This window comes from Escherichia sp. E3659 (assembly GCF_005781135.1).
Classification (GTDB): Bacteria; Pseudomonadota; Gammaproteobacteria; order Enterobacterales; family Enterobacteriaceae; genus Escherichia.
On record NZ_VATQ01000014.1, the window covers coordinates 91,320 to 110,609 of the forward strand.

General features: G+C 49.2%; 16 protein-coding genes. 8 read left to right on the plus strand and 8 right to left on the minus strand.

The genetic code is table 11. From position 1 onward, the window contains the following. Positions 1–60 precede the first annotated feature (60 nt). The gene (locus FEK47_RS11695; protein ID WP_135486583.1) at positions 61–1,431 is read right to left on the minus strand and encodes an MFS transporter; all 1,371 of its coding nucleotides are present in this window, start codon (positions 1,429–1,431) and stop codon (positions 61–63) included. A gap of 393 nt (positions 1,432–1,824) precedes the next feature. On the opposite strand from FEK47_RS11695, the gene FEK47_RS11700 reads away from it, so the two are divergent. Together FEK47_RS11700 and FEK47_RS11705 are read left to right on the plus strand one after the other, a co-directional pair. Then, positions 1,825–3,324 (plus strand): SEL1-like repeat protein, encoded by a 1,500-nt coding sequence (locus tag FEK47_RS11700; RefSeq protein WP_138183191.1) that lies wholly within the window; start codon positions 1,825–1,827, stop codon positions 3,322–3,324. Positions 3,325–3,334: 10 nt separating this feature from the next. Beyond that, complete coding sequence (locus tag FEK47_RS11705) at positions 3,335–4,273, plus strand: tetratricopeptide repeat protein (RefSeq protein ID WP_135486580.1); 939 nt, start codon at positions 3,335–3,337, stop codon at positions 4,271–4,273. 25 nt (positions 4,274–4,298) lie between these two features. Here FEK47_RS11705 and cyoE read toward each other — a convergent pair whose 3' ends face one another. The 7 genes from cyoE to FEK47_RS11740 form a co-directional block, all read right to left on the minus strand. After that, positions 4,299–5,189 (minus strand): heme o synthase, encoded by an 891-nt coding sequence (cyoE, locus tag FEK47_RS11710; RefSeq protein WP_000971339.1) that lies wholly within the window; start codon positions 5,187–5,189, stop codon positions 4,299–4,301. 11 nt (positions 5,190–5,200) lie between these two features. Further along, positions 5,201–5,530: a cytochrome o ubiquinol oxidase subunit IV gene (locus FEK47_RS11715; protein WP_130237752.1), complete on the minus strand. Its 330-nt coding sequence runs from the start codon at positions 5,528–5,530 to the stop codon at positions 5,201–5,203. Further along, complete coding sequence (locus FEK47_RS11720) at positions 5,530–6,144, minus strand: cytochrome o ubiquinol oxidase subunit III (protein WP_000179819.1); 615 nt, start codon at positions 6,142–6,144, stop codon at positions 5,530–5,532. Before FEK47_RS11720 ends, FEK47_RS11715 begins: the two co-directional genes overlap by 1 nt. Then, complete coding sequence (gene cyoB, locus FEK47_RS11725) at positions 6,134–8,125, minus strand: cytochrome o ubiquinol oxidase subunit I (RefSeq protein ID WP_130215449.1); 1,992 nt, start codon at positions 8,123–8,125, stop codon at positions 6,134–6,136. Before cyoB ends, FEK47_RS11720 begins: the two co-directional genes overlap by 11 nt. 21 nt (positions 8,126–8,146) lie before the next feature. Then, on the minus strand, positions 8,147–9,094 hold the full coding sequence (gene cyoA, locus FEK47_RS11730) for a cytochrome o ubiquinol oxidase subunit II (RefSeq protein ID WP_001239440.1): 948 nt from the start codon (positions 9,092–9,094) through the stop codon (positions 8,147–8,149). 460 nt (positions 9,095–9,554) lie between these two features. Further along, positions 9,555–11,030, minus strand: a complete 1,476-nt coding sequence (gene ampG, locus FEK47_RS11735) for a muropeptide MFS transporter AmpG (protein ID WP_135403883.1) — start codon at positions 11,028–11,030, stop codon at positions 9,555–9,557. 43 nt (positions 11,031–11,073) lie between these two features. Further along, the gene (locus FEK47_RS11740) at positions 11,074–11,652 is read right to left on the minus strand and encodes a lipoprotein (protein WP_130206262.1); all 579 of its coding nucleotides are present in this window, start codon (positions 11,650–11,652) and stop codon (positions 11,074–11,076) included. Positions 11,653–11,956: 304 nt separating this feature from the next. Between FEK47_RS11740 and bolA the strand changes: the two genes are divergently transcribed. The 6 genes from bolA to hupB all read left to right on the plus strand — a co-directional run bounded on the left by bolA (position 11,957) and on the right by hupB (position 19,208). After that, the gene (gene bolA, locus FEK47_RS11745; RefSeq protein ID WP_130215453.1) at positions 11,957–12,274 is read left to right on the plus strand and encodes a transcriptional regulator BolA; all 318 of its coding nucleotides are present in this window, start codon (positions 11,957–11,959) and stop codon (positions 12,272–12,274) included. A gap of 343 nt (positions 12,275–12,617) precedes the next feature. Further along, the gene (gene tig / locus FEK47_RS11750) at positions 12,618–13,916 is read left to right on the plus strand and encodes a trigger factor (RefSeq protein WP_001198386.1); all 1,299 of its coding nucleotides are present in this window, start codon (positions 12,618–12,620) and stop codon (positions 13,914–13,916) included. Positions 13,917–14,161: 245 nt separating this feature from the next. Continuing rightward, the gene (gene clpP / locus FEK47_RS11755; RefSeq protein WP_000122253.1) at positions 14,162–14,785 is read left to right on the plus strand and encodes an ATP-dependent Clp endopeptidase proteolytic subunit ClpP; all 624 of its coding nucleotides are present in this window, start codon (positions 14,162–14,164) and stop codon (positions 14,783–14,785) included. A 125-nt stretch (positions 14,786–14,910) separates the two neighbouring features. Beyond that, entirely contained in the window at positions 14,911–16,185 is a 1,275-nt protein-coding gene (gene clpX, locus FEK47_RS11760; protein WP_000130305.1) for an ATP-dependent protease ATP-binding subunit ClpX, read from the plus strand. Positions 16,186–16,372: 187 nt separating this feature from the next. Next, on the plus strand, positions 16,373–18,727 hold the full coding sequence (lon, locus tag FEK47_RS11765; RefSeq protein ID WP_130215455.1) for an endopeptidase La: 2,355 nt from the start codon (positions 16,373–16,375) through the stop codon (positions 18,725–18,727). 190 nt (positions 18,728–18,917) lie between these two features. Then, positions 18,918–19,208, plus strand: coding sequence for a nucleoid-associated protein HU-beta (hupB, locus tag FEK47_RS11770; RefSeq protein ID WP_254892905.1), 291 nt, complete (start codon positions 18,918–18,920; stop codon positions 19,206–19,208). The last annotated feature ends 82 nt before the right edge of the window (positions 19,209–19,290 follow it).

The window sequence follows — 19,290 nt, forward strand, 5'->3', positions numbered from 1 at the left end:
TTATGGTGTTACGAAGTACGGTGCTATTTTATTTTTCATGAATAGCACCGTGCTTATTATTTAATAAGATACTTCGTTGATTACTCGCTCTATTTCAAAACGATTGGTGATTTTACTGTCTACTTTCACATAGACGCAATGTTCTAACTTCGCCAGCAGTACATCTTTGACACCAGGCGTTGTCAGTAAGCATTTTTCCAGTTTTTCATCTGCCATTACGTTTTCTGGGATTTCAATGCGCAAGCTGCTGACATACGGTGGTTCTTTCATGGTACTGGCGACTGCCAGCCACAATGCTGCCAGCATTGCGCCAGCGAGAAATACGCCCTGACCGTCAAACATGCCGTCAATCCAGCCGCCCAGCGAACCACCAATCGCCACGCCAAGAAACTGGCTGGTGGAGTAAACGCCCATCGCCGTACCTTTGTAACCAGCTGGAGACTCTTTACTGATAAGCGAAGGCAGAAGGGCTTCCATCAAATTAAACGCCACAAAGAAAAGCTGCACGCCGACCACCAGTTGCCAGAACTGCGTTTGTGCGTTCCACAACACGATTTCCGCAACCACGATCAGCCCGACGCAGAAGACAAAGACTTGTTTCATTTTACGCTTAACTTCAGCGTAGATAATGAAAGGTACGACAGAGCCAAAGGCGATTAACATCGTTGCCAGATAGACCTTCCAGTGTTCAGCCGCCGGGAAACCCGCATCAGCCAGTTGCCCTGGCAGGGCAACAAACGTCGACATCAGCAGCATGTGCAGACACATAATGCCGAAGTTGAGTTTCAGCAGCCGTGGTTCCGCCAGCACTTTACTGAAACTGCCTTTCACCATCCCGGACTCACGATTAAGTACGTGCGTGCTGCTGTTGGGTACAACCCAAATGGTCAACGCAATGCCGATCGTTGCCAGAATAGCGATCATCCAGAACAGCGCGTGCAGCCCAAGTTTGTGAGTAATGATCGGGCCAAGCACCATCGCAATGGCGAAGGTAATGCCGAAGCTCACGCCAATAAACGCCATCGCTTTGGTGCGGTTTTGTTCGCGAGTGAGATCGGAAAGCAACGCCATAACGGCTGCGGCTATGGCGCCGGAGCCTTGTAGCGCCCGGCCCAGAATAATTCCCCAGATGGAGTCGGAAAGTGCAGCAATAACGCTACCGGCAGCAAATACTGCCAGTCCGCCGACAATTAATGGTTTTCGACCAATGCGGTCGGAAAGCAGGCCAAACGGAATCTGAAAAACGGCCTGGGTCAGACCATAAATACCAATGGCAATACCGATTAATGCTTCGCTGGCGCCTTGCAGTGCCATACCGTACGTAGTCAGAACCGGCAGTACCATAAACATGCCCAGCATGCGCAATGAAAATACGGTCCCTAAACCCCAGGTCGCGCGCCGCTCACCTGGCGTCATTTTATAATCGTTCATTACCACCTCTTAAAAAATTGCCCACATAGTGTAGTGCGGAGCGCATGTTAGGTAAACAGAGTGTTAATGAGTAAATATTACATAAGAGAGTGATTTTTACGTCAGGTATGAGTTTCTCTCATATTCTTGCCATTAATACATCATGCGTTAAATATAACAAATGAAAAGCTCAAATGATTTTATCCTGCAACTAATGACATTATTTTCGGGTTTATTGATGGGCGTGTAATTTTTTATCAAAGGATGGTGTTATTTTATCGCAATAAATAGAAGCGTTGGAGGCACTGGTTATGCTGTTTCAGCTTAAATGTTTACTTATTACCTGGGCCGTTATGGCAGCGTATTTATTCATGAGGTGGATGTTTGCTGGTTGAATATATCAAGGAGGAATGTATGTGGTCTGGTAAAGTTATTTTATTATCATTGGGTTTATCTCTGGCTTCTTTTTGTCATGCTTCAACAGATATTGATCAACTGTATGAACGTATTGTCAATAAAGATCAGACGGCGTTAAAAGAACTGCAAAAATTAGCTGATACCAATAACACGCAGGCGCTAGTGCTACTGGGATTTGTTTATGAACACGGAGTGACAGTATCTGTTGACATCCCAAAGGCGATTCAGTGGTATGAGAAAGCCTGTAACCAGGGGGGCGAATACGGTTGTTATAATGCACGTTATTTCTTTCAATATGGTAAAGGCATAACCCTGGATGTGACACGAGCACAGATGTATGCCAGTAAGTCGAAAACTGACGATCTTAATATTCCGCCTGATTTGATGAATAAAATAATTAATCAGGCCTATGAATTGAAATCCGGGGCCGAGACAGACAAAACGAAACGGGCGAGTTTAATTGAATTTGTCAGTCGTTATGTCGGTCAGGCACCCGAGAATGATTTGCTTTTTTGGGGGCGAATTGGTTTCAGTAAACCGGAAATTCTGCGTCTGGCGACTCTATGGGCGCAGGAAGGCGACCCCGAAATGGATTATATTGTCGGAAATCTTTATCTCGATGATTTTTCACCTTCTGATGATAGACGTTCTTTAGACACCATAAAGAAAGCACTGCAATGGTTTCGCACTGCGGCAGAAAAAGGTTATCCGATGGCGCAGTATACCATGGGCGATGCCTACGAAAATGGCAGTGCTGGTTTAAAAATTGATGCTGTCGAAGCCAAAAAATGGTACGAATTAGCTGCAAATAAGAATGACGAAAAAGCATTAGTGGCCCTGGGGAATATTTACTATTCTGGGTTGACCGGTGAGGTTGATTATTCTAAAGCGAGCGTGCTTTTTGACAAGGCTGAACAGCAAGGGGCAAAAAAAGCTGCATTGTGGTTAAGTTGGATGTATTACAACGGATTAGGTGAAACGCTTGATTGTGATAAGGCATGGGAATATTACGAAAAAGGCGCAGGGAAATATTCAATGAAATTCAATAAGGATGAATATTTAACCCGTTGTAATCAAGATCAAAAAAACCGAGAAACACAGGGTGATACTTTACCTTACATCACGTTAAAACATTACGGGACCTATGGCTTTAACGCAAATGAAAAACCAAAAATATGCGATGTCAGTATTGAAATTAATGCAGATAAAATTAGTGGTATAACTAATTTGCAGTTGACGCTTGAGCTAAAAGGGGGGGAGGGAGTGAATAAAGAATATACTCTTTCTGTCCCTCCTTTTAGTTTGAATACGCTCGGTGTGGATATGTATAATAATTCCAGTCATATAAGAAAAAGCTATATAGACATCCCAATGTATAATCGTAATTTATGCGATTTTCATGATTTGACTTATTCTGTTAAATCTGCGACGGCGATACTGAATGGAAAACAACGTGATTTATTAAAAGAAGAGCATATTCAGGTGCAAGATAAATAAGGGATATTTTATGTTGCCTAAAAGAATATTATTTTCTTTAATGCTGATAGTTTCACCAGGCGTGGTGGCAAGTGAGAAAGCGCATGAATTGTATGACAGCATATACGATGGTAAACCTGCGCCCGATGTTATAAGTACACTGCATAAAATGGCTGAATCGGGGGATGTCGACGCGCAGAGCCTGTTAGGCTGGGAATATTATCAGCCCCGCTATGATACGAAACCCAACGTGCAGGAAGCGATTAAATGGTTCGAGTTAGCCGCCAGGCAAGGTCATGGAGATGCTTTGCTGGCACTGGGAGATATTTACTATTCCGGTACACTTATACGGGTGGATTACGCCAAAGCGTATGCGTTATTTAATCAGGCCGCGCAACACGGTATAAATTTAGCATGGTCCAGATTGGGCATGATGTACGCCAATGGTCAGTATGTTGAGGTAGATTGTAAGAAAGCGAAGGAATATCTTGATAAAGGTGTCCACATTTATGGTGGCCCGGAAGATTTTCTGGCTACTTGTCGAAAAGACATGATTGACAGAAAAACGGTTGACGATACGTTGCCAGCCATCAGAATTACCCATTCTGGAATGCGGGATAATTTTTTAGATGAGAGCTTTTCCTGTATGGACAGCCTCTTTGCCGAAACCAATAAATTAGGCGAAGTGGCCAATCTTCGTGTTACGTACAACATTAAGAGTCCGTCTGGTAAAGAAATTATCCAAACGGTTGGTTTCGAGCCTTTCGGCTTAAACCGACTGAATATTAACTTTACTGATTACATAATCGGTTCGTTTAGCAGCAATTCATTGCTCCTTCTTTATAGATCCGATTTTGAGTCGAAAATGTGTTCACAGGTGAAGACTCGCATTATTGCCGCAACGGCAATGATAAAGGGTAAAGAAGTGGATCTGCTAAAAGTGGGGGCAATAAAAAACCCGCCAGAGTAAGCGGGTTTTTTGATGACGATAAGATTTACCACACAGCAGCCAGCAGCGTATGCGAGTCCGGCACCATAAAATCAACGGACATCATCACCGAGAGGGCAGTGATGGCGATGATAGAGAAGCCGAACAGCTTGCGCGCCCAGACTCTGTCATCAGCAACTTTATAACCGCGCAGGGCCATACCTAACCACCAGACGCTCACCGCCGCGGCGACCACCAGATATTTATACCCAGCGTAACCGCCAAGAGAGAGCATCAGCGTGGCAACGGCAAAGGCGATGATATACAGCGTAATGTGGTTCTTCGCTACCGAAATGCCTTTTACCACCGGCAGTACCGGAATGTTCGCCGCCTGATAATCCTTAAAGCGGAAAATGGCGATGGCATAGGAGTGAGGCATCTGCCACAGGCTGAAGATAGCCAGCAGGATCGCTGCGCCGCTATCGAACTCGCCGGTTACTGCACAGTAGCCGATCACCGGCGGCGCTGCGCCGGAAAGCGAACCAATCAATGTGCCGTAGACCGAGTGGCGTTTCATGTACAGGCTATAAACGCCGACATAAACCACAAAGCCCATCACCCCCAGCCAGCAGGCCAGCGGATTCGCGCCAAACCACAGCAGCATAAAGCCAGCAATACCCAGCAAGGTGGCGTACACCAGCGAGACAGCAGGAGAGATCAGGCCTTTAACCAGCACCCGATTCTTCGTCCTTTCCATCTTTCTGTCGATATCCCTGTCGATGTAGTTGTTAAACACACAACCCGACGCCACAACCAGTGACACCCCAACCAGCGTGTAGATAAACAGGGGATAATCAATGCTGCCTTTTGAGGCTAACAGGAATCCCCCAATCACCGAGATCAGGTTGCCAAAGATGATGCCTGGTTTCGTTACTTGCAGGTATTGCTTAAACATCATAACCGCCGCTCTTAGTGCATCATCATGTTGTAGTTGAGGTTCCACATAATCCAGATGGAGCCCACAACCAGGATAGCGATGATTAGCACGGTGAAGACAAACGCCGTCATGTTCCAGCCTTCATCTGATTTGGTATTCATGTGCAGGAAGCACACCAGATGCACCAGAACCTGTACCACAGCCATTACCAGGATTGTTCCCAGAATTACGGCCGGAGAGGCAGAACCTGTCATTACCATCCAGAACGGGATCACCGTCAGGATTACCGACAGGATAAAGCCTGTCATGTAGGTTTTTACGCTGCCATGGGATGCGCCGCTATGTTCGTTAGAATGACTCATTACATCGCCCCCATCAGATAAACAACAGTGAACACACAGATCCAAACCACATCCAGGAAGTGCCAGAACAGGCTCAGACACATGATGCGGGTACGGTTAGTGCTGGTCAGGCCGCGACGGGCGATTTGTACCATCAGCACCGCCATCCAGATAAGACCGGAAGTGACGTGCAGACCGTGCGTGCCGACCAGCGCAAAGAACGCTGACAGGAAGCCGCTGCGATCCGGACCCATGCCGTTAACAATCAGGTGATGGAATTCGTAGATTTCCATCCCGATAAATCCGGCACCAAACAACCAGGTCAACGCCAGCCAGGAGATAACCTGGCTTTTGTTGTTTTTGTACATGGCGATAGCCGCCATGCCGTAGGTGATGGAGCTGAACAACAGCAAGAAAGTTTCAACCAGAACGAACGGCAGTTCGAAAATGTCCTTACCTGTCGGGCCGCCTGCGGTGCCGTTCACCAGAACGGCATAGGTAGCAAACAAGATAGAGAACAGAATGCAGTCGCTCATCAGGTAGATCCAAAATCCGAAGATTTTGGTTCCGCCTGCATCGTGGTGCCCGTGTTCGTGCGCGTGGGCAGTCGCGTGCGTCAAAGTATCAGTTGCCATTTTTCAGCCCTGCCTTAGTAATCTCATCGAAATGCTGGTTTTCCAGTTTTTCGATTTCTGCCACCGGCACGTAGTAATCCACGTCCTCGTCGAAGCTTTTCACGATCCAGGTGATGATCATGCCTGCGAAGCCAACAATCGCCAGCCACCAGATATGCCAGATCATGGCGAAACCGAAGATGGTGGAGAAAGCCGCAATGACGATACCGGCGCCGCTGTTTTTCGGCATATGAATTTCTTCATAGTGGTCAGGCTTTTTGTACGCTTCGCCTTTCTCTTTCATTTCCCAGAATGCATCACGCTCGTGAACGTGCGGCACAATGGCAAAGTTATAGAACGGAGGAGGGGAAGAGGTTGCCCACTCCAGCGTACGGCCACCCCACGGGTCGCCAGTCAGGTCACGGTTCTGGTCGCGGTCGCGAATAGAAACGTACATCTGAATAACGAGGCAGAGAATACCCAGCGCAATCAGTACCGCACCGCTGGCTGCAATCATCAGCATGGTGTGGAACTGCGGGTCAATCTGCTGGCTCAAGCGACGAGTCATGCCCATGAAGCCCAGCGCATACAGCGGCATAAAGGCAACGAAGAAGCCGATGATCCAGAACCAGAACGCGCGTTTACCCCAGGTTTCGTTCAGTTTGAAACCGAACGCTTTAGGCCACCAGTAGGTCATCCCTGCGAAGCAGCCGAAGACCACGCCGCCGATGATAACGTTATGGAAGTGCGCAATCAGGAACAGGCTGTTATGCAGAACGAAGTCCGCGCCCGGTACTGCCAGCAGCACACCAGTCATACCGCCCACCGAGAAGGTGACGATAAAGCCGATGGTCCACAGCATCGCAGAATGGAACACGATGCGGCCCTGATACATGGTGAACAGCCAGTTGAAGATCTTCACCCCGGTCGGGATGGCGATAATCATTGTGGTGATACCAAAGAAGGCGTTTACGTTCGCGCCCGCACCCATCGTAAAGAAGTGGTGCAGCCAGACGATGAACGACAGCACGGTGATACAGACGGTTGCCCATACCAGCGAGGTATAACCAAACAGACGTTTACGCGAGAAGGTTGCCGCAATTTCGGAGAACACACCGAAAACAGGCAGGATCAGGATGTAAACTTCCGGGTGGCCCCAGGCCCAAATCAGGTTGATGTACATCATCATGTTGCCACCCATATCGTTGGTAAAGAAATGGGTGCCCAGATAGCGATCCAGGGTCAACAACGCGACGGTAACCGTCAGAATTGGGAAGGAAGCAATAATCAGAATGTTTGCGCACAGTGATGCCCAGGTAAATACCGGCATCTTAAACATGGTCATGCCCGGTGCACGCATCTTCAGAATGGTAACAAAGAAGTTGATACCGGTTAGCGTCGTACCTATACCGGATAGCTGGAGACTCCATATCCAGTAATCGACACCGACTCCCGGACTGTACTCTATTCCCGATAGCGGTGGATAGGCCAGCCAGCCGGTCTGCGCAAATTCGCCCACACCGAGAGAAACGTTAACCAGAATCACACCAACAACGGTAAACCAGAAGCTTAAGTTGTTGAGGAACGGGAACGCAACGTCACGCGCGCCGATCTGCAGCGGAACCACCAGGTTCATCAGACCGATAACGAAAGGCATCGCCACGAAGAAGATCATAATCACGCCGTGCGCGGTGAAGATCTGATCGTAGTGGTGAGGTGGCAGGAAGCCCGCTTCACCCGCCGAGGCAAGGGCCTGCTGGCTACGCATCATAATGGCGTCAGCAAAACCACGCAGCAACATCACAATCGCTACGATGATATACATGATACCGAGGCGTTTATGGTCGACGGAGGTCAGCCACTCTTTCCACAGGTAGGTCCACTTACCGAAGTAAGTGATCAGGCCAACGAGCGCCAGACCTCCCAAAATAATGCCAGCGATCGTAACCATGACGATAGGTTCATGGTACGGGACTGCATCAAGTGATAATTTTCCGAACATCTTTATTCTTCCTCAACCCCTTTAATGGGCGGATTCCGCGTGGCTCATGTCCATGCCTTCCATACCTTCGTGTGCGCTGTGCTCACCTTCTGGCTGGGTCATGTCCATGCTCTTACCGTGAGCCATAAACTTATTAATCACATCGGCAAACAAGTCTGGTTTCACGTTGGAGAAATATTCCACCTGGTTGTATTCGCTAGGCGCGGCCAGTTTTTCGAACGCTGCCATGTCAGACATGCTGTTCGGCGACTGTTTCGCTTTTGCGACCCACTGGTCGAATTCGGCGCGATCCGGCGTTGCGATAGCTTTGAACTTCATGCCTGAGAAGCCCGGACCGCTGTAGCTGGCGGAGATACCGTCATAAGTACCGGGTTCGTTGGCGATCAGATGCAGGCGAGTCTGCATACCGGCCATGGCATAAATCTGGCTACCCAGACGCGGAATGAAGAAGGAGTTCATCACGGAGTTGGAGGTCACTTTGAAGTACACCGGAGTGTTCGCCGGGAAAGCGATTTCATTCACGGTAGCAATTCCCTGTTCCGGGTAGATGAAGAACCATTTCCAGTCCATGGAAACCACTTCGATGGTAATGGGCTTCTCGTCGTGTGCCAGCGGCTTGCTAGGCTCAAGAGCGTGAGTGGTTTTCCAGGTCAGTACCGCAAGGAAGATGATGATTAAGATAGGTACCGTCCAGACCACAGCTTCCACTTTATTGGAGTGTGACCAGTTCGGGCTGTACTTAGCATCTTTATTGCTCGCACGGTACTTCCAGGCGAAACCAACAGCCATCAAGATTGCGGGAATAACGACAATCAACATCAGGCCAAATGCCGTCAGTATCAGTGAACGTTGCTCCAGACCAATCTGTCCTTTGGGATCTAACAGCGCAGAATTACAACCACTGAGCAATACAGTGCCTGCAAATAATGACAACCATCCCAAACTTTTATTGTATTTCCTGAGTCTCATTTAACGACCTCAATTCCACGGGATCTGGTGGCGTTTAAAGTGTGTGGGCATTTTACGGGAAGGTTACATTACTGTAAACATGATTAAATTCCTGTTACTTGGATTTGGCTGTCAGGTCACATATGTTGCAAAACATATCAGGTTGGTTTTAAGAAGCTGTTGCAAAAGGGCGTTATAACGAAAGGGGCGCGCGGAAGGGGGGTGGCAGGGCAATTGGTATAACCAATCTCAAAATAAAACAATTATTTAACAAATAATTATCATTGAGGTGACAACTCAGGTGAGAAGAAATAAAGTGTCATTAGCTGAATCGTGTAAGAAAAATAGAATCTATAAATGGCGTCAATAAATTTAGAAATCTAAGCCGCACAAAAGAACAAATATTATTAAGCGATGCTGATGTTTATTTAGCCGTAATAATTACGCCGGGTGATTACTACAGCTAAATAATATTCACAGATTACGTCAGATGTGTTTTTCGTAGCGCCAGATAATCCAGCAAACCACCAAGCACGACTCCGCCCAGGGCGATTAAAACGCCGACTTCCAGCAGAGCAGGCAGGAAAGAGAAGTGGGTCAAATCCAGCGCGTCCATCGTCAATAGCAGTAACCACACGGCTAACAGACTGACGCCCGTTGCCAACGTCGACATGGCAAAGGCATAACCTGCCGGATACCCGGTACGAGGGATAAAGTCGTTATTGACCCATGTGTACTCCAGCGTGCGGCGGCAAACCAGCAGCAAAATAAGTCCAGGTACGGCGGCGGCAACAGAGAACAGATAGAACGTCGGCCAGCCGTGAGCTTCAACAAACCAACCTGCTACTGGTCCTACATAAACCCGTCCTACAGCAGAAAGCGCCGAGAGCAGGGCGAACTGGGTAGCGGAAAATGACTTATTACACAGGGTCATTAATAGCGCCACAAATGCTGATGTTCCCATCCCGCCACACAGATTTTCGAAAAAGACAGCCGCGCCCATGCTGTAGAGATGCTTATCAGTCACGGAAAGTAGCCAGTAACCGGCGTTGGACGCACCTTGTAAAAGGCCGAAAATCATGAGCGCACGGAACAATGACAGGCGCTGCATTAAAATTCCGCCGAACAATGCGCCGACGATGGTCGCCAGTAGACCGAGCGTTTTGTTAACTACACCCACTTCGCCGGCATCAAATCCGACGCCGCGAATCAAAAACGTGGTTGTCAGGCTCATGGCGAAAGCATCGCCCAGTTTGTACAGTACGATTAAAAGCAGAATCAGCCATGCGTTATTGCGGCCAAAGAAATCACGCAATGGTGCTACAACGGCTCGTTCCAGCGTTTTGGGTACAGGAATGGTGTCGGTTGGTTCTGGTGCAAGCAGTGTCGCGATAATACAGGGGATCAGCAGCGCCGCCATCAACCAGTACATGCCTTGCCAGCCCAGCCATTTATCCGCCAGCCATAAAGCCAGGCCGCCGGATACCAGCATCCCCAGGCGATACCCCAGCACGCTGATTGCCGCACCTGCGCCGCGTTCTTCCGCTGGAAGCACATCCGTTTTCCAGGCATCAAAGACGATATCCTGGGAGGCGGAGCAAAAAGCGATCACCACCGCCAGAGCTGCCATCCAGCGTAATTGGGTGCCAGGTTCGAGAAAACCCATCGCCGCAATGGACAGTAACAATAGAGTTTGTGTAGCGAGCAGCCAACCGCGCCGACGTCCGAGGAACGGTGGGGTGTAGCGGTCCATCAGCGGGGACCAGAGAAATTTAAATACATAAGCCTGGCCTACCAGAGAGAAGAAACCGATGGTTTTAAGATCGATATTCTCAACGGTCATCCACGCCTGTAACGTGCCGGATGTCAGGGCTAGCGGTAGCCCGGATGCAAAACCCAGGATCAGCAAAATGGCTGAACGTGGCTGTTGGAAAATACGTAAATATTGACTGGACATGGGCGTCTACAGGCCCGGTTTGCACCGGGCCAGAGGGCAGAAATTAACGCGCGTTCTGCTTGATGAATTCGTGAATGCTGGTGTCCTGAGACATGTCAGCAATGGTGTCGGTCAGCACACTGTTAACCGCATCGGCGATATTTTTGTTGGAAGCCTGAAAAGCGCCTTCAACGTTGTAGCTGGCACGATAGTTTTTGGTCATCTTGTTGCCATTCTGCGCGGTGGCGATGATGGCGATATCTGCTTTAGTGGCGATGTTGTAACGCACGTTACCCTGGGACACGTCAGCATACAGTTGGCTAACGATGATTTGCAGATTAACCGGACCATTTGGGCCGACCATGTAACCACGCGCGGTCATTTGTTTTTCCAGCACTTCTTGCAGCAGGAAACGCAAATCGCGAGAGGCGGTCAGGGTGACAATCTGGTTATCGCGGGTCACTTTCGCCAGCGCCTGATCGGTACGTTGATCGGCACCATTAATGCTAACGGTGACGCCCATCAGGCTTGGATCCTGCTGCGGCAGCGTCATCGTTGGGGAAACGTCAATCGTCGTTGGTGGTGTTGCGCATCCTGCAAGCATAAACAGAGCAACTAATGGGAAGAGGATTTTTTTGAACATGTTCTGGCTCTCAGAGACTGGTAAGCGTGTTTGGTAAAAATTCTCGCCATCATAACATTGCCAACGACGAGGGGAAGTGGGTAAGGCATGTAAATTCATCGTGTTGACGAAATAATCACCGTGAGTAAAAGAATCACTCGTGTGCAGCCTGTGAATTAATCTTTAAATCAGTAAACTTCATACGGTTGACTGAAAAACTGGGACGAAAGCTAAATATTTGTTGCTAAGCTGTAATGGTAACGGTAAAAGCGGCTAGTATTTAAAGGGATGGGTGACATCTCAGCGTTGTCGGAGGAGATATTTCATGATGATACGTGAGCGGATAGAAGAAAAATTAAGGGCGTCGTTCCAACCCGTATTCCTCGAAGTTGTGGATGAAAGCTATCGTCACAATGTCCCAGCCGGCTCTGAAAGCCATTTTAAAGTTGTGCTGGTCAGCGATCGTTTTACGGGTGAACGTTTTCTGAATCGTCATCGAATGATTTACAGTACTTTAGCGGAGGAACTCTCTACTACCGTTCATGCGCTGGCTCTGCATACTTACACTATTAAGGAATGGGAAGGGTTGCAGGATACCATTTTTGCCTCTCCTCCCTGTCGTGGAGCAGGAAGCATCGCGTAAAAACGCATTTGCAACCGTCAGCGCTTTTCCAGTATGTTGCTAAAGATTTTATGAAAAACGGCCTGCGGGCCGTTTTGTTTTGTCTGGATTTTGTGCTTTTTGCCCAGCATTCAGACGAAAATTCCCCGGGAATTGTGAAAAAATACGCGGTAGCGCGCAATAACCGTTCTCGACTCATAAAAGTGATGCCGCTATAATGCCGCGTCCTATTTGAATGCTTTCGGGATGATTCTGGTAACAGGGAATGTGATTGATTATAAGAACATCCCGGTACCGCGAAGCCAACAACCTGTGCTTGCGGGGTAAGAGTTGACCGAGCACTGTGATTTTTTGAGGTAACAAGATGCAAGTTTCAGTTGAAACCACTCAAGGCCTTGGCCGCCGTGTAACGATTACTATCGCTGCTGACAGCATCGAAACCGCTGTTAAAAGCGAGCTGGTCAACGTTGCGAAAAAAGTACGTATTGACGGCTTCCGTAAAGGCAAAGTGCCAATGAATATCGTTGCTCAGCGTTATGGCGCGTCTGTACGCCAGGACGTTCTGGGCGACCTGATGAGCCGTAACTTCATTGACGCCATCATTAAAGAAAAAATCAATCCGGCTGGCGCACCGACCTATGTTCCGGGCGAATACAAGCTGGGTGAAGACTTCACCTACTCTGTAGAGTTTGAAGTGTATCCGGAAGTTGAATTGCAGGGTCTGGAAGCGATCGAAGTTGAAAAACCGATCGTGGAAGTGACCGACGCTGACGTTGACGGCATGCTGGATACTCTGCGTAAACAGCAGGCGACCTGGAAAGAAAAAGACGGCGCTGTTGAAGCAGAAGACCGCGTAACCATCGACTTCACCGGTTCAGTTGACGGCGAAGAGTTCGAAGGCGGTAAAGCGTCTGATTTCGTACTGGCGATGGGTCAGGGTCGCATGATCCCGGGCTTTGAAGACGGTATCAAAGGCCACAAAGCTGGCGAAGAGTTCACCATCGACGTGACCTTCCCGGAAGAATACCACGCAGAAAACCTGAAGGGTAAAGCAGCGAAATTCGCTATCAACCTGAAGAAAGTTGAAGAGCGTGAACTGCCGGAACTGACTGCAGAATTCATCAAACGTTTCGGCGTTGAAGATGGTTCCGTAGAAGGTCTGCGCGCTGAAGTGCGTAAAAACATGGAGCGCGAACTGAAGAGCGCCATCCGTAACCGCGTTAAGTCTCAGGCGATCGAAGGTCTGGTAAAAGCTAACGACATCGACGTACCGGCTGCGCTGATCGACAGCGAAATCGACGTTCTGCGTCGTCAGGCTGCACAGCGTTTCGGCGGTAACGAGAAACAAGCGCTGGAACTGCCGCGTGAACTGTTCGAAGAACAGGCTAAACGCCGCGTAGTTGTTGGCCTGCTGCTGGGCGAAGTTATCCGCACCAACGAGCTGAAAGCTGACGAAGAGCGCGTGAAAGGCTTGATCGAAGAGATGGCTTCTGCGTACGAAGATCCGAAAGAAGTTATCGAGTTCTACAGCAAAAACAAAGAACTGATGGACAACATGCGCAATGTTGCTCTGGAAGAACAGGCTGTAGAAGCTGTACTGGCGAAAGCGAAAGTGACTGAAAAAGAAACCACTTTCAACGAGCTGATGAACCAGCAGGCGTAATTTACGCAGCATAACGCGCTAAATTCGCACAAAGGCCCGTCACCGCCAGGTGGTGGGCTTTTTTTTGTCATGAATTTTGCATGGAACCGTGCGAAAACGCTCTTTCGGTGTTAGCGTAACAACAAAAGATTGTTATGCTTGAAATATGGTGATGCCGTACCCATAACACAGGGACTAGCTGATAATCCGTCCATAAGGTTACAATCGGTACAGCAGGTTTTTTCAATTTTATCCAGGAGACGGAAATGTCATACAGCGGCGAACGAGATAACTTTGCACCCCATATGGCGCTGGTGCCGATGGTCATTGAACAGACCTCACGCGGTGAGCGCTCTTTTGATATCTATTCTCGTCTACTTAAGGAACGTGTCATTTTTCTGACTGGCCAGGTTGAAGACCACATGGCTAACCTGATTGTGGCGCAGATGCTGTTCCTGGAAGCGGAAAACCCAGAAAAAGATATCTATCTGTACATTAACTCCCCAGGCGGAGTGATCACTGCCGGGATGTCTATCTATGACACCATGCAGTTTATCAAGCCTGATGTCAGCACCATCTGTATGGGCCAGGCGGCCTCGATGGGCGCATTCCTGCTGACCGCAGGGGCAAAAGGTAAACGTTTCTGCCTGCCGAACTCGCGCGTGATGATTCACCAGCCGCTGGGCGGCTATCAGGGCCAGGCGACCGATATCGAAATTCATGCCCGTGAGATTCTGAAAGTTAAAGGGCGCATGAATGAACTTATGGCGCTCCATACGGGTCAATCATTAGAACAGATTGAACGAGATACCGAGCGCGATCGCTTCCTTTCCGCCCCTGAAGCGGTGGAATACGGTCTGGTCGATTCGATTCTGACCCATCGTAATTGATGCCAGAGGCGCAACTGTGCCGCTATACTTATCCAGGGCGGCACAACGCTATAAGCGACTTGCGCCTGAGAATGGCATTTGCGTCGTCGTGTGCGGCACAAAGAACAAAGAAGAGGTTTTGACCCATGACAGATAAACGCAAAGATGGCTCAGGCAAACTGTTGTACTGCTCTTTTTGCGGCAAAAGCCAGCATGAAGTGCGCAAGCTGATTGCCGGACCATCCGTGTATATCTGCGACGAATGTGTTGATTTATGTAACGACATCATTCGCGAAGAGATTAAAGAAGTTGCACCGCATCGTGAACGCAGTGCGCTACCGACGCCGCATGAAATTCGCAACCATCTGGACGATTACGTAATCGGTCAGGAACAGGCGAAAAAAGTGCTGGCGGTCGCGGTATACAACCACTACAAACGTCTGCGCAATGGCGATACCAGCAATGGCGTCGAGTTGGGCAAAAGTAACATTCTGCTGATCGGTCCGACCGGTTCCGGTAAAACGCTGCTGGCTGAAACGCTGGCACGCCTGCTGGATGTTCCGTTCACTATGGCCGATGCGACTACACTGACCGAAGCCGGTTATGTGGGCGAAGACGTTGAAAACATCATTCAGAAGCTGTTGCAGAAGTGCGACTACGACGTACAGAAAGCGCAGCGCGGTATTGTCTACATCGATGAAATTGACAAGATTTCACGTAAGTCTGACAACCCGTCTATTACCCGTGACGTTTCCGGTGAAGGCGTACAGCAGGCACTGTTGAAACTGATCGAAGGTACAGTTGCTGCCGTTCCACCGCAGGGCGGGCGTAAGCATCCGCAGCAGGAGTTCTTGCAGGTAGACACCTCTAAGATACTGTTTATCTGTGGTGGTGCGTTTGCTGGTCTGGATAAAGTGATTTCCCATCGTGTAGAAACCGGCTCCGGCATTGGTTTTGGCGCGACGGTAAAAGCGAAGTCCGACAAAGCAAGTGAAGGCGAACTGCTGGCGCAGGTAGAACCGGAAGATCTGATCAAATTTGGTCTGATCCCTGAGTTCATCGGTCGTCTGCCAGTTGTAGCAACGCTGAATGAACTGAGCGAAGAAGCCCTGATTCAGATCCTTAAAGAGCCGAAAAACGCCCTGACCAAGCAATATCAGGCGTTGTTTAATCTTGAGGGCGTTGATCTGGAGTTCCGTGACGAGGCGCTGGATGCTATCGCTAAGAAAGCGATGGCGCGTAAAACCGGTGCACGTGGTCTGCGCTCCATCGTAGAAGCCGCACTGCTCGATACCATGTACGATCTGCCGTCCATGGAAGATGTCGAAAAAGTGGTTATCGACGAATCGGTAATTGATGGCCAAAGCAAACCGCTGCTGATTTATGGTAAGCCGGAAGCGCAACAGGCATCTGGTGAATAATTAACCATTCGCATACAGTCAGTTAACCAAAAAGGGGGGATTTTATCTCCCCTTTCATTTTTCCTCTATTCTCGACGTTGAATGTGGGGGAAACATCCCCATATACTGACGTACATGTTAATAGATGGCGTGAAGCACAGTCGTGTCATCTGATTACCTGGCGGAAATTAAACTAAGAGAGAGCTCTATGAATCCTGAGCGTTCTGAACGCATTGAAATCCCCGTATTGCCGCTGCGCGATGTGGTGGTTTATCCGCACATGGTCATCCCCTTATTTGTCGGGCGGGAAAAATCTATCCGTTGTCTGGAAGCGGCGATGGACCATGATAAAAAAATTATGCTGGTCGCGCAGAAAGAAGCTTCAACGGATGAGCCGGGTGTAAACGATCTTTTCACCGTCGGGACCGTGGCCTCTATATTGCAGATGCTGAAGCTGCCTGACGGCACCGTCAAAGTGCTGGTCGAGGGGTTACAGCGCGCGCGTATTTCTGCGCTCTCTGACAATGGCGAACACTTTTCTGCGAAGGCGGAGTATCTGGAATCGCCGACCATTGAGGAGCGGGAACAGGAAGTGCTGGTGCGTACTGCAATCAGCCAGTTCGAAGGCTACATCAAGCTGAATAAGAAAATCCCACCAGAAGTGCTGACGTCGCTTAACAGCATCGACGATCCTGCGCGTCTGGCAGATACCATTGCCGCGCATATGCCGCTGAAACTGGCTGACAAACAGTCTGTTCTTGAGATGTCCGACGTTAACGAGCGTCTGGAATATCTGATGGCGATGATGGAGTCGGAAATCGATCTGCTGCAGGTTGAGAAACGTATTCGTAACCGCGTGAAAAAGCAGATGGAGAAATCCCAGCGTGAGTACTATCTGAACGAGCAGATGAAAGCCATTCAGAAAGAACTCGGCGAAATGGACGACGCGCCGGACGAAAACGAAGCCCTGAAGCGCAAAATCGACGCGGCGAAAATGCCGAAAGAGGCAAAAGAAAAAGCGGAAGCAGAACTGCAGAAGCTGAAAATGATGTCTCCGATGTCGGCAGAAGCAACCGTGGTGCGTGGTTATATCGACTGGATGGTACAGGTGCCGTGGAATGCGCGTAGCAAGGTCAAAAAAGACCTGCGTCAGGCGCAAGAAATCCTCGATACCGATCATTATGGTCTGGAGCGCGTGAAAGATCGTATCCTTGAGTACCTCGCGGTTCAAAGCCGTGTAAACAAAATCAAGGGGCCGATCCTCTGCCTGGTAGGGCCGCCGGGGGTAGGTAAAACGTCCCTGGGGCAGTCCATCGCCAAAGCCACAGGACGTAAATATGTCCGTATGGCACTGGGCGGCGTGCGTGATGAAGCGGAAATCCGTGGTCACCGCCGTACTTACATCGGTTCTATGCCGGGTAAATTGATCCAGAAAATGGCGAAAGTGGGCGTGAAAAACCCGCTGTTCCTGCTCGATGAGATCGACAAAATGTCTTCTGACATGCGTGGCGATCCGGCTTCTGCACTGCTTGAAGTGTTGGATCCAGAGCAGAACGTGGCGTTCAGCGACCATTACCTGGAAGTGGATTACGACCTGAGTGACGTGATGTTTGTCGCGACGTCGAACTCCATGAACATTCCGGCACCGCTGCTGGATCGTATGGAAGTGATTCGCCTCTCCGGTTATACCGAAGATGAAAAACTGAACATCGCCAAACGTCACTTGCTGCCGAAGCAGATTGAACGTAATGCGCTGAAAAAAGGTGAGCTTACCGTCGACGATAGCGCCATTATCGGCATTATTCGTTACTACACCCGTGAGGCAGGCGTGCGTGGTCTGGAGCGTGAAATCTCCAAACTGTGCCGTAAAGCGGTTAAGCAGTTACTTCTCGATAAGTCATTAAAACATATCGAAATTAACGGCGATAACCTGCATGACTACCTCGGCGTACAACGTTTCGACTATGGTCGCGCGGATAACGAAAACCGCGTCGGTCAGGTAACGGGTCTGGCGTGGACAGAAGTCGGCGGCGACTTACTGACCATCGAAACTGCGTGTGTACCAGGCAAAGGTAAACTCACTTATACCGGTTCGCTGGGCGAAGTGATGCAAGAGTCCATTCAGGCGGCGTTAACGGTGGTTCGTGCGCGTGCGGAAAAACTGGGGATCAATCCAGATTTTTACGAAAAACGCGACATCCATGTGCACGTACCGGAAGGTGCGACGCCGAAAGATGGTCCGAGCGCTGGTATTGCCATGTGCACTGCGCTGGTTTCTTGCCTGACCGGTAACCCGGTTCGCGCCGATGTGGCGATGACGGGCGAGATAACCTTGCGTGGCCAAGTGTTACCAATCGGCGGTTTGAAAGAAAAACTGCTGGCGGCGCATCGTGGTGGAATTAAAACTGTGTTAATTCCGCACGAAAATAAACGCGATCTGGAAGAGATTCCAGACAATGTTATTGCCGATCTGGACATTCATCCGGTGAAACGTATTGAGGAAGTTCTGACTCTCGCGTTGCAAAATGAGCCGTCTGGCATGCAGGTTGTAACCGCAAAATAGTGACCTCGCGCAAAATGCACTAATAAAAAAAGGGCTGGCAGGTAAATTCGGACTTGCCAGCCTTTTTTTGTCTCGTTAAGTTAGAGGGCGGATTAGGCTTGCCCTTATTAAGGGGTGTTGTAAGGGGATGGCTGGCCTGATATAACTGCTGCGCGTTCGCACCTTGAAGGATTCAAGTGCGAGATAAATTATAAAGAGGAAGAGAAGAGTGAATAAATCTCAATTGATTGACAAGATTGCTGCAGGGGCTGATATCTCTAAAGCTGCGGCTGGCCGTGCGTTAGATGCTATTATTGCTTCCGTAACTGAATCCCTGAAAGAAGGGGATGATGTAGCACTGGTAGGTTTTGGTACTTTTGCCGTTAAAGAGCGTGCTGCCCGTACTGGTCGCAACCCGCAGACCGGTAAAGAGATCACCATCGCTGCAGCTAAAGTACCGAGCTTCCGTGCAGGTAAAGCACTGAAAGACGCGGTAAACTAAGTGTTGTCCCCATTGGGGATGTGACGAAGTTCAAGGGCGCATCTACTGATGTGCCTTTTTTATTTGTATTCCGTGACTTTCT

Excerpts from the sequence above, each read along its gene's own strand:
- FEK47_RS11695 (WP_135486583.1), bottom strand. The coding sequence starts at position 1,431 with ATGAACGATTATAAAATGACGCCAGGTGAGCGGCGCGCGACCTGGGGT.
- FEK47_RS11700 (WP_138183191.1), top strand. The coding sequence starts at position 1,825 with ATGTGGTCTGGTAAAGTTATTTTATTATCATTGGGTTTATCTCTGGCT.
- FEK47_RS11705 (WP_135486580.1), top strand. The coding sequence starts at position 3,335 with ATGTTGCCTAAAAGAATATTATTTTCTTTAATGCTGATAGTTTCACCA.
- cyoE (WP_000971339.1), bottom strand. The coding sequence starts at position 5,189 with ATGATGTTTAAGCAATACCTGCAAGTAACGAAACCAGGCATCATCTTT.
- FEK47_RS11715 (WP_130237752.1), bottom strand. The coding sequence starts at position 5,530 with ATGAGTCATTCTAACGAACATAGCGGCGCATCCCATGGCAGCGTAAAA.
- FEK47_RS11720 (WP_000179819.1), bottom strand. The coding sequence starts at position 6,144 with ATGGCAACTGATACTTTGACGCACGCGACTGCCCACGCGCACGAACAC.
- cyoB (WP_130215449.1), bottom strand. The coding sequence starts at position 8,125 with ATGTTCGGAAAATTATCACTTGATGCAGTCCCGTACCATGAACCTATC.
- cyoA (WP_001239440.1), bottom strand. The coding sequence starts at position 9,094 with ATGAGACTCAGGAAATACAATAAAAGTTTGGGATGGTTGTCATTATTT.
- ampG (WP_135403883.1), bottom strand. The coding sequence starts at position 11,030 with ATGTCCAGTCAATATTTACGTATTTTCCAACAGCCACGTTCAGCCATT.
- FEK47_RS11740 (WP_130206262.1), bottom strand. The coding sequence starts at position 11,652 with ATGTTCAAAAAAATCCTCTTCCCATTAGTTGCTCTGTTTATGCTTGCA.
- bolA (WP_130215453.1), top strand. The coding sequence starts at position 11,957 with ATGATGATACGTGAGCGGATAGAAGAAAAATTAAGGGCGTCGTTCCAA.
- tig (WP_001198386.1), top strand. The coding sequence starts at position 12,618 with ATGCAAGTTTCAGTTGAAACCACTCAAGGCCTTGGCCGCCGTGTAACG.
- clpP (WP_000122253.1), top strand. The coding sequence starts at position 14,162 with ATGTCATACAGCGGCGAACGAGATAACTTTGCACCCCATATGGCGCTG.
- clpX (WP_000130305.1), top strand. The coding sequence starts at position 14,911 with ATGACAGATAAACGCAAAGATGGCTCAGGCAAACTGTTGTACTGCTCT.
- lon (WP_130215455.1), top strand. The coding sequence starts at position 16,373 with ATGAATCCTGAGCGTTCTGAACGCATTGAAATCCCCGTATTGCCGCTG.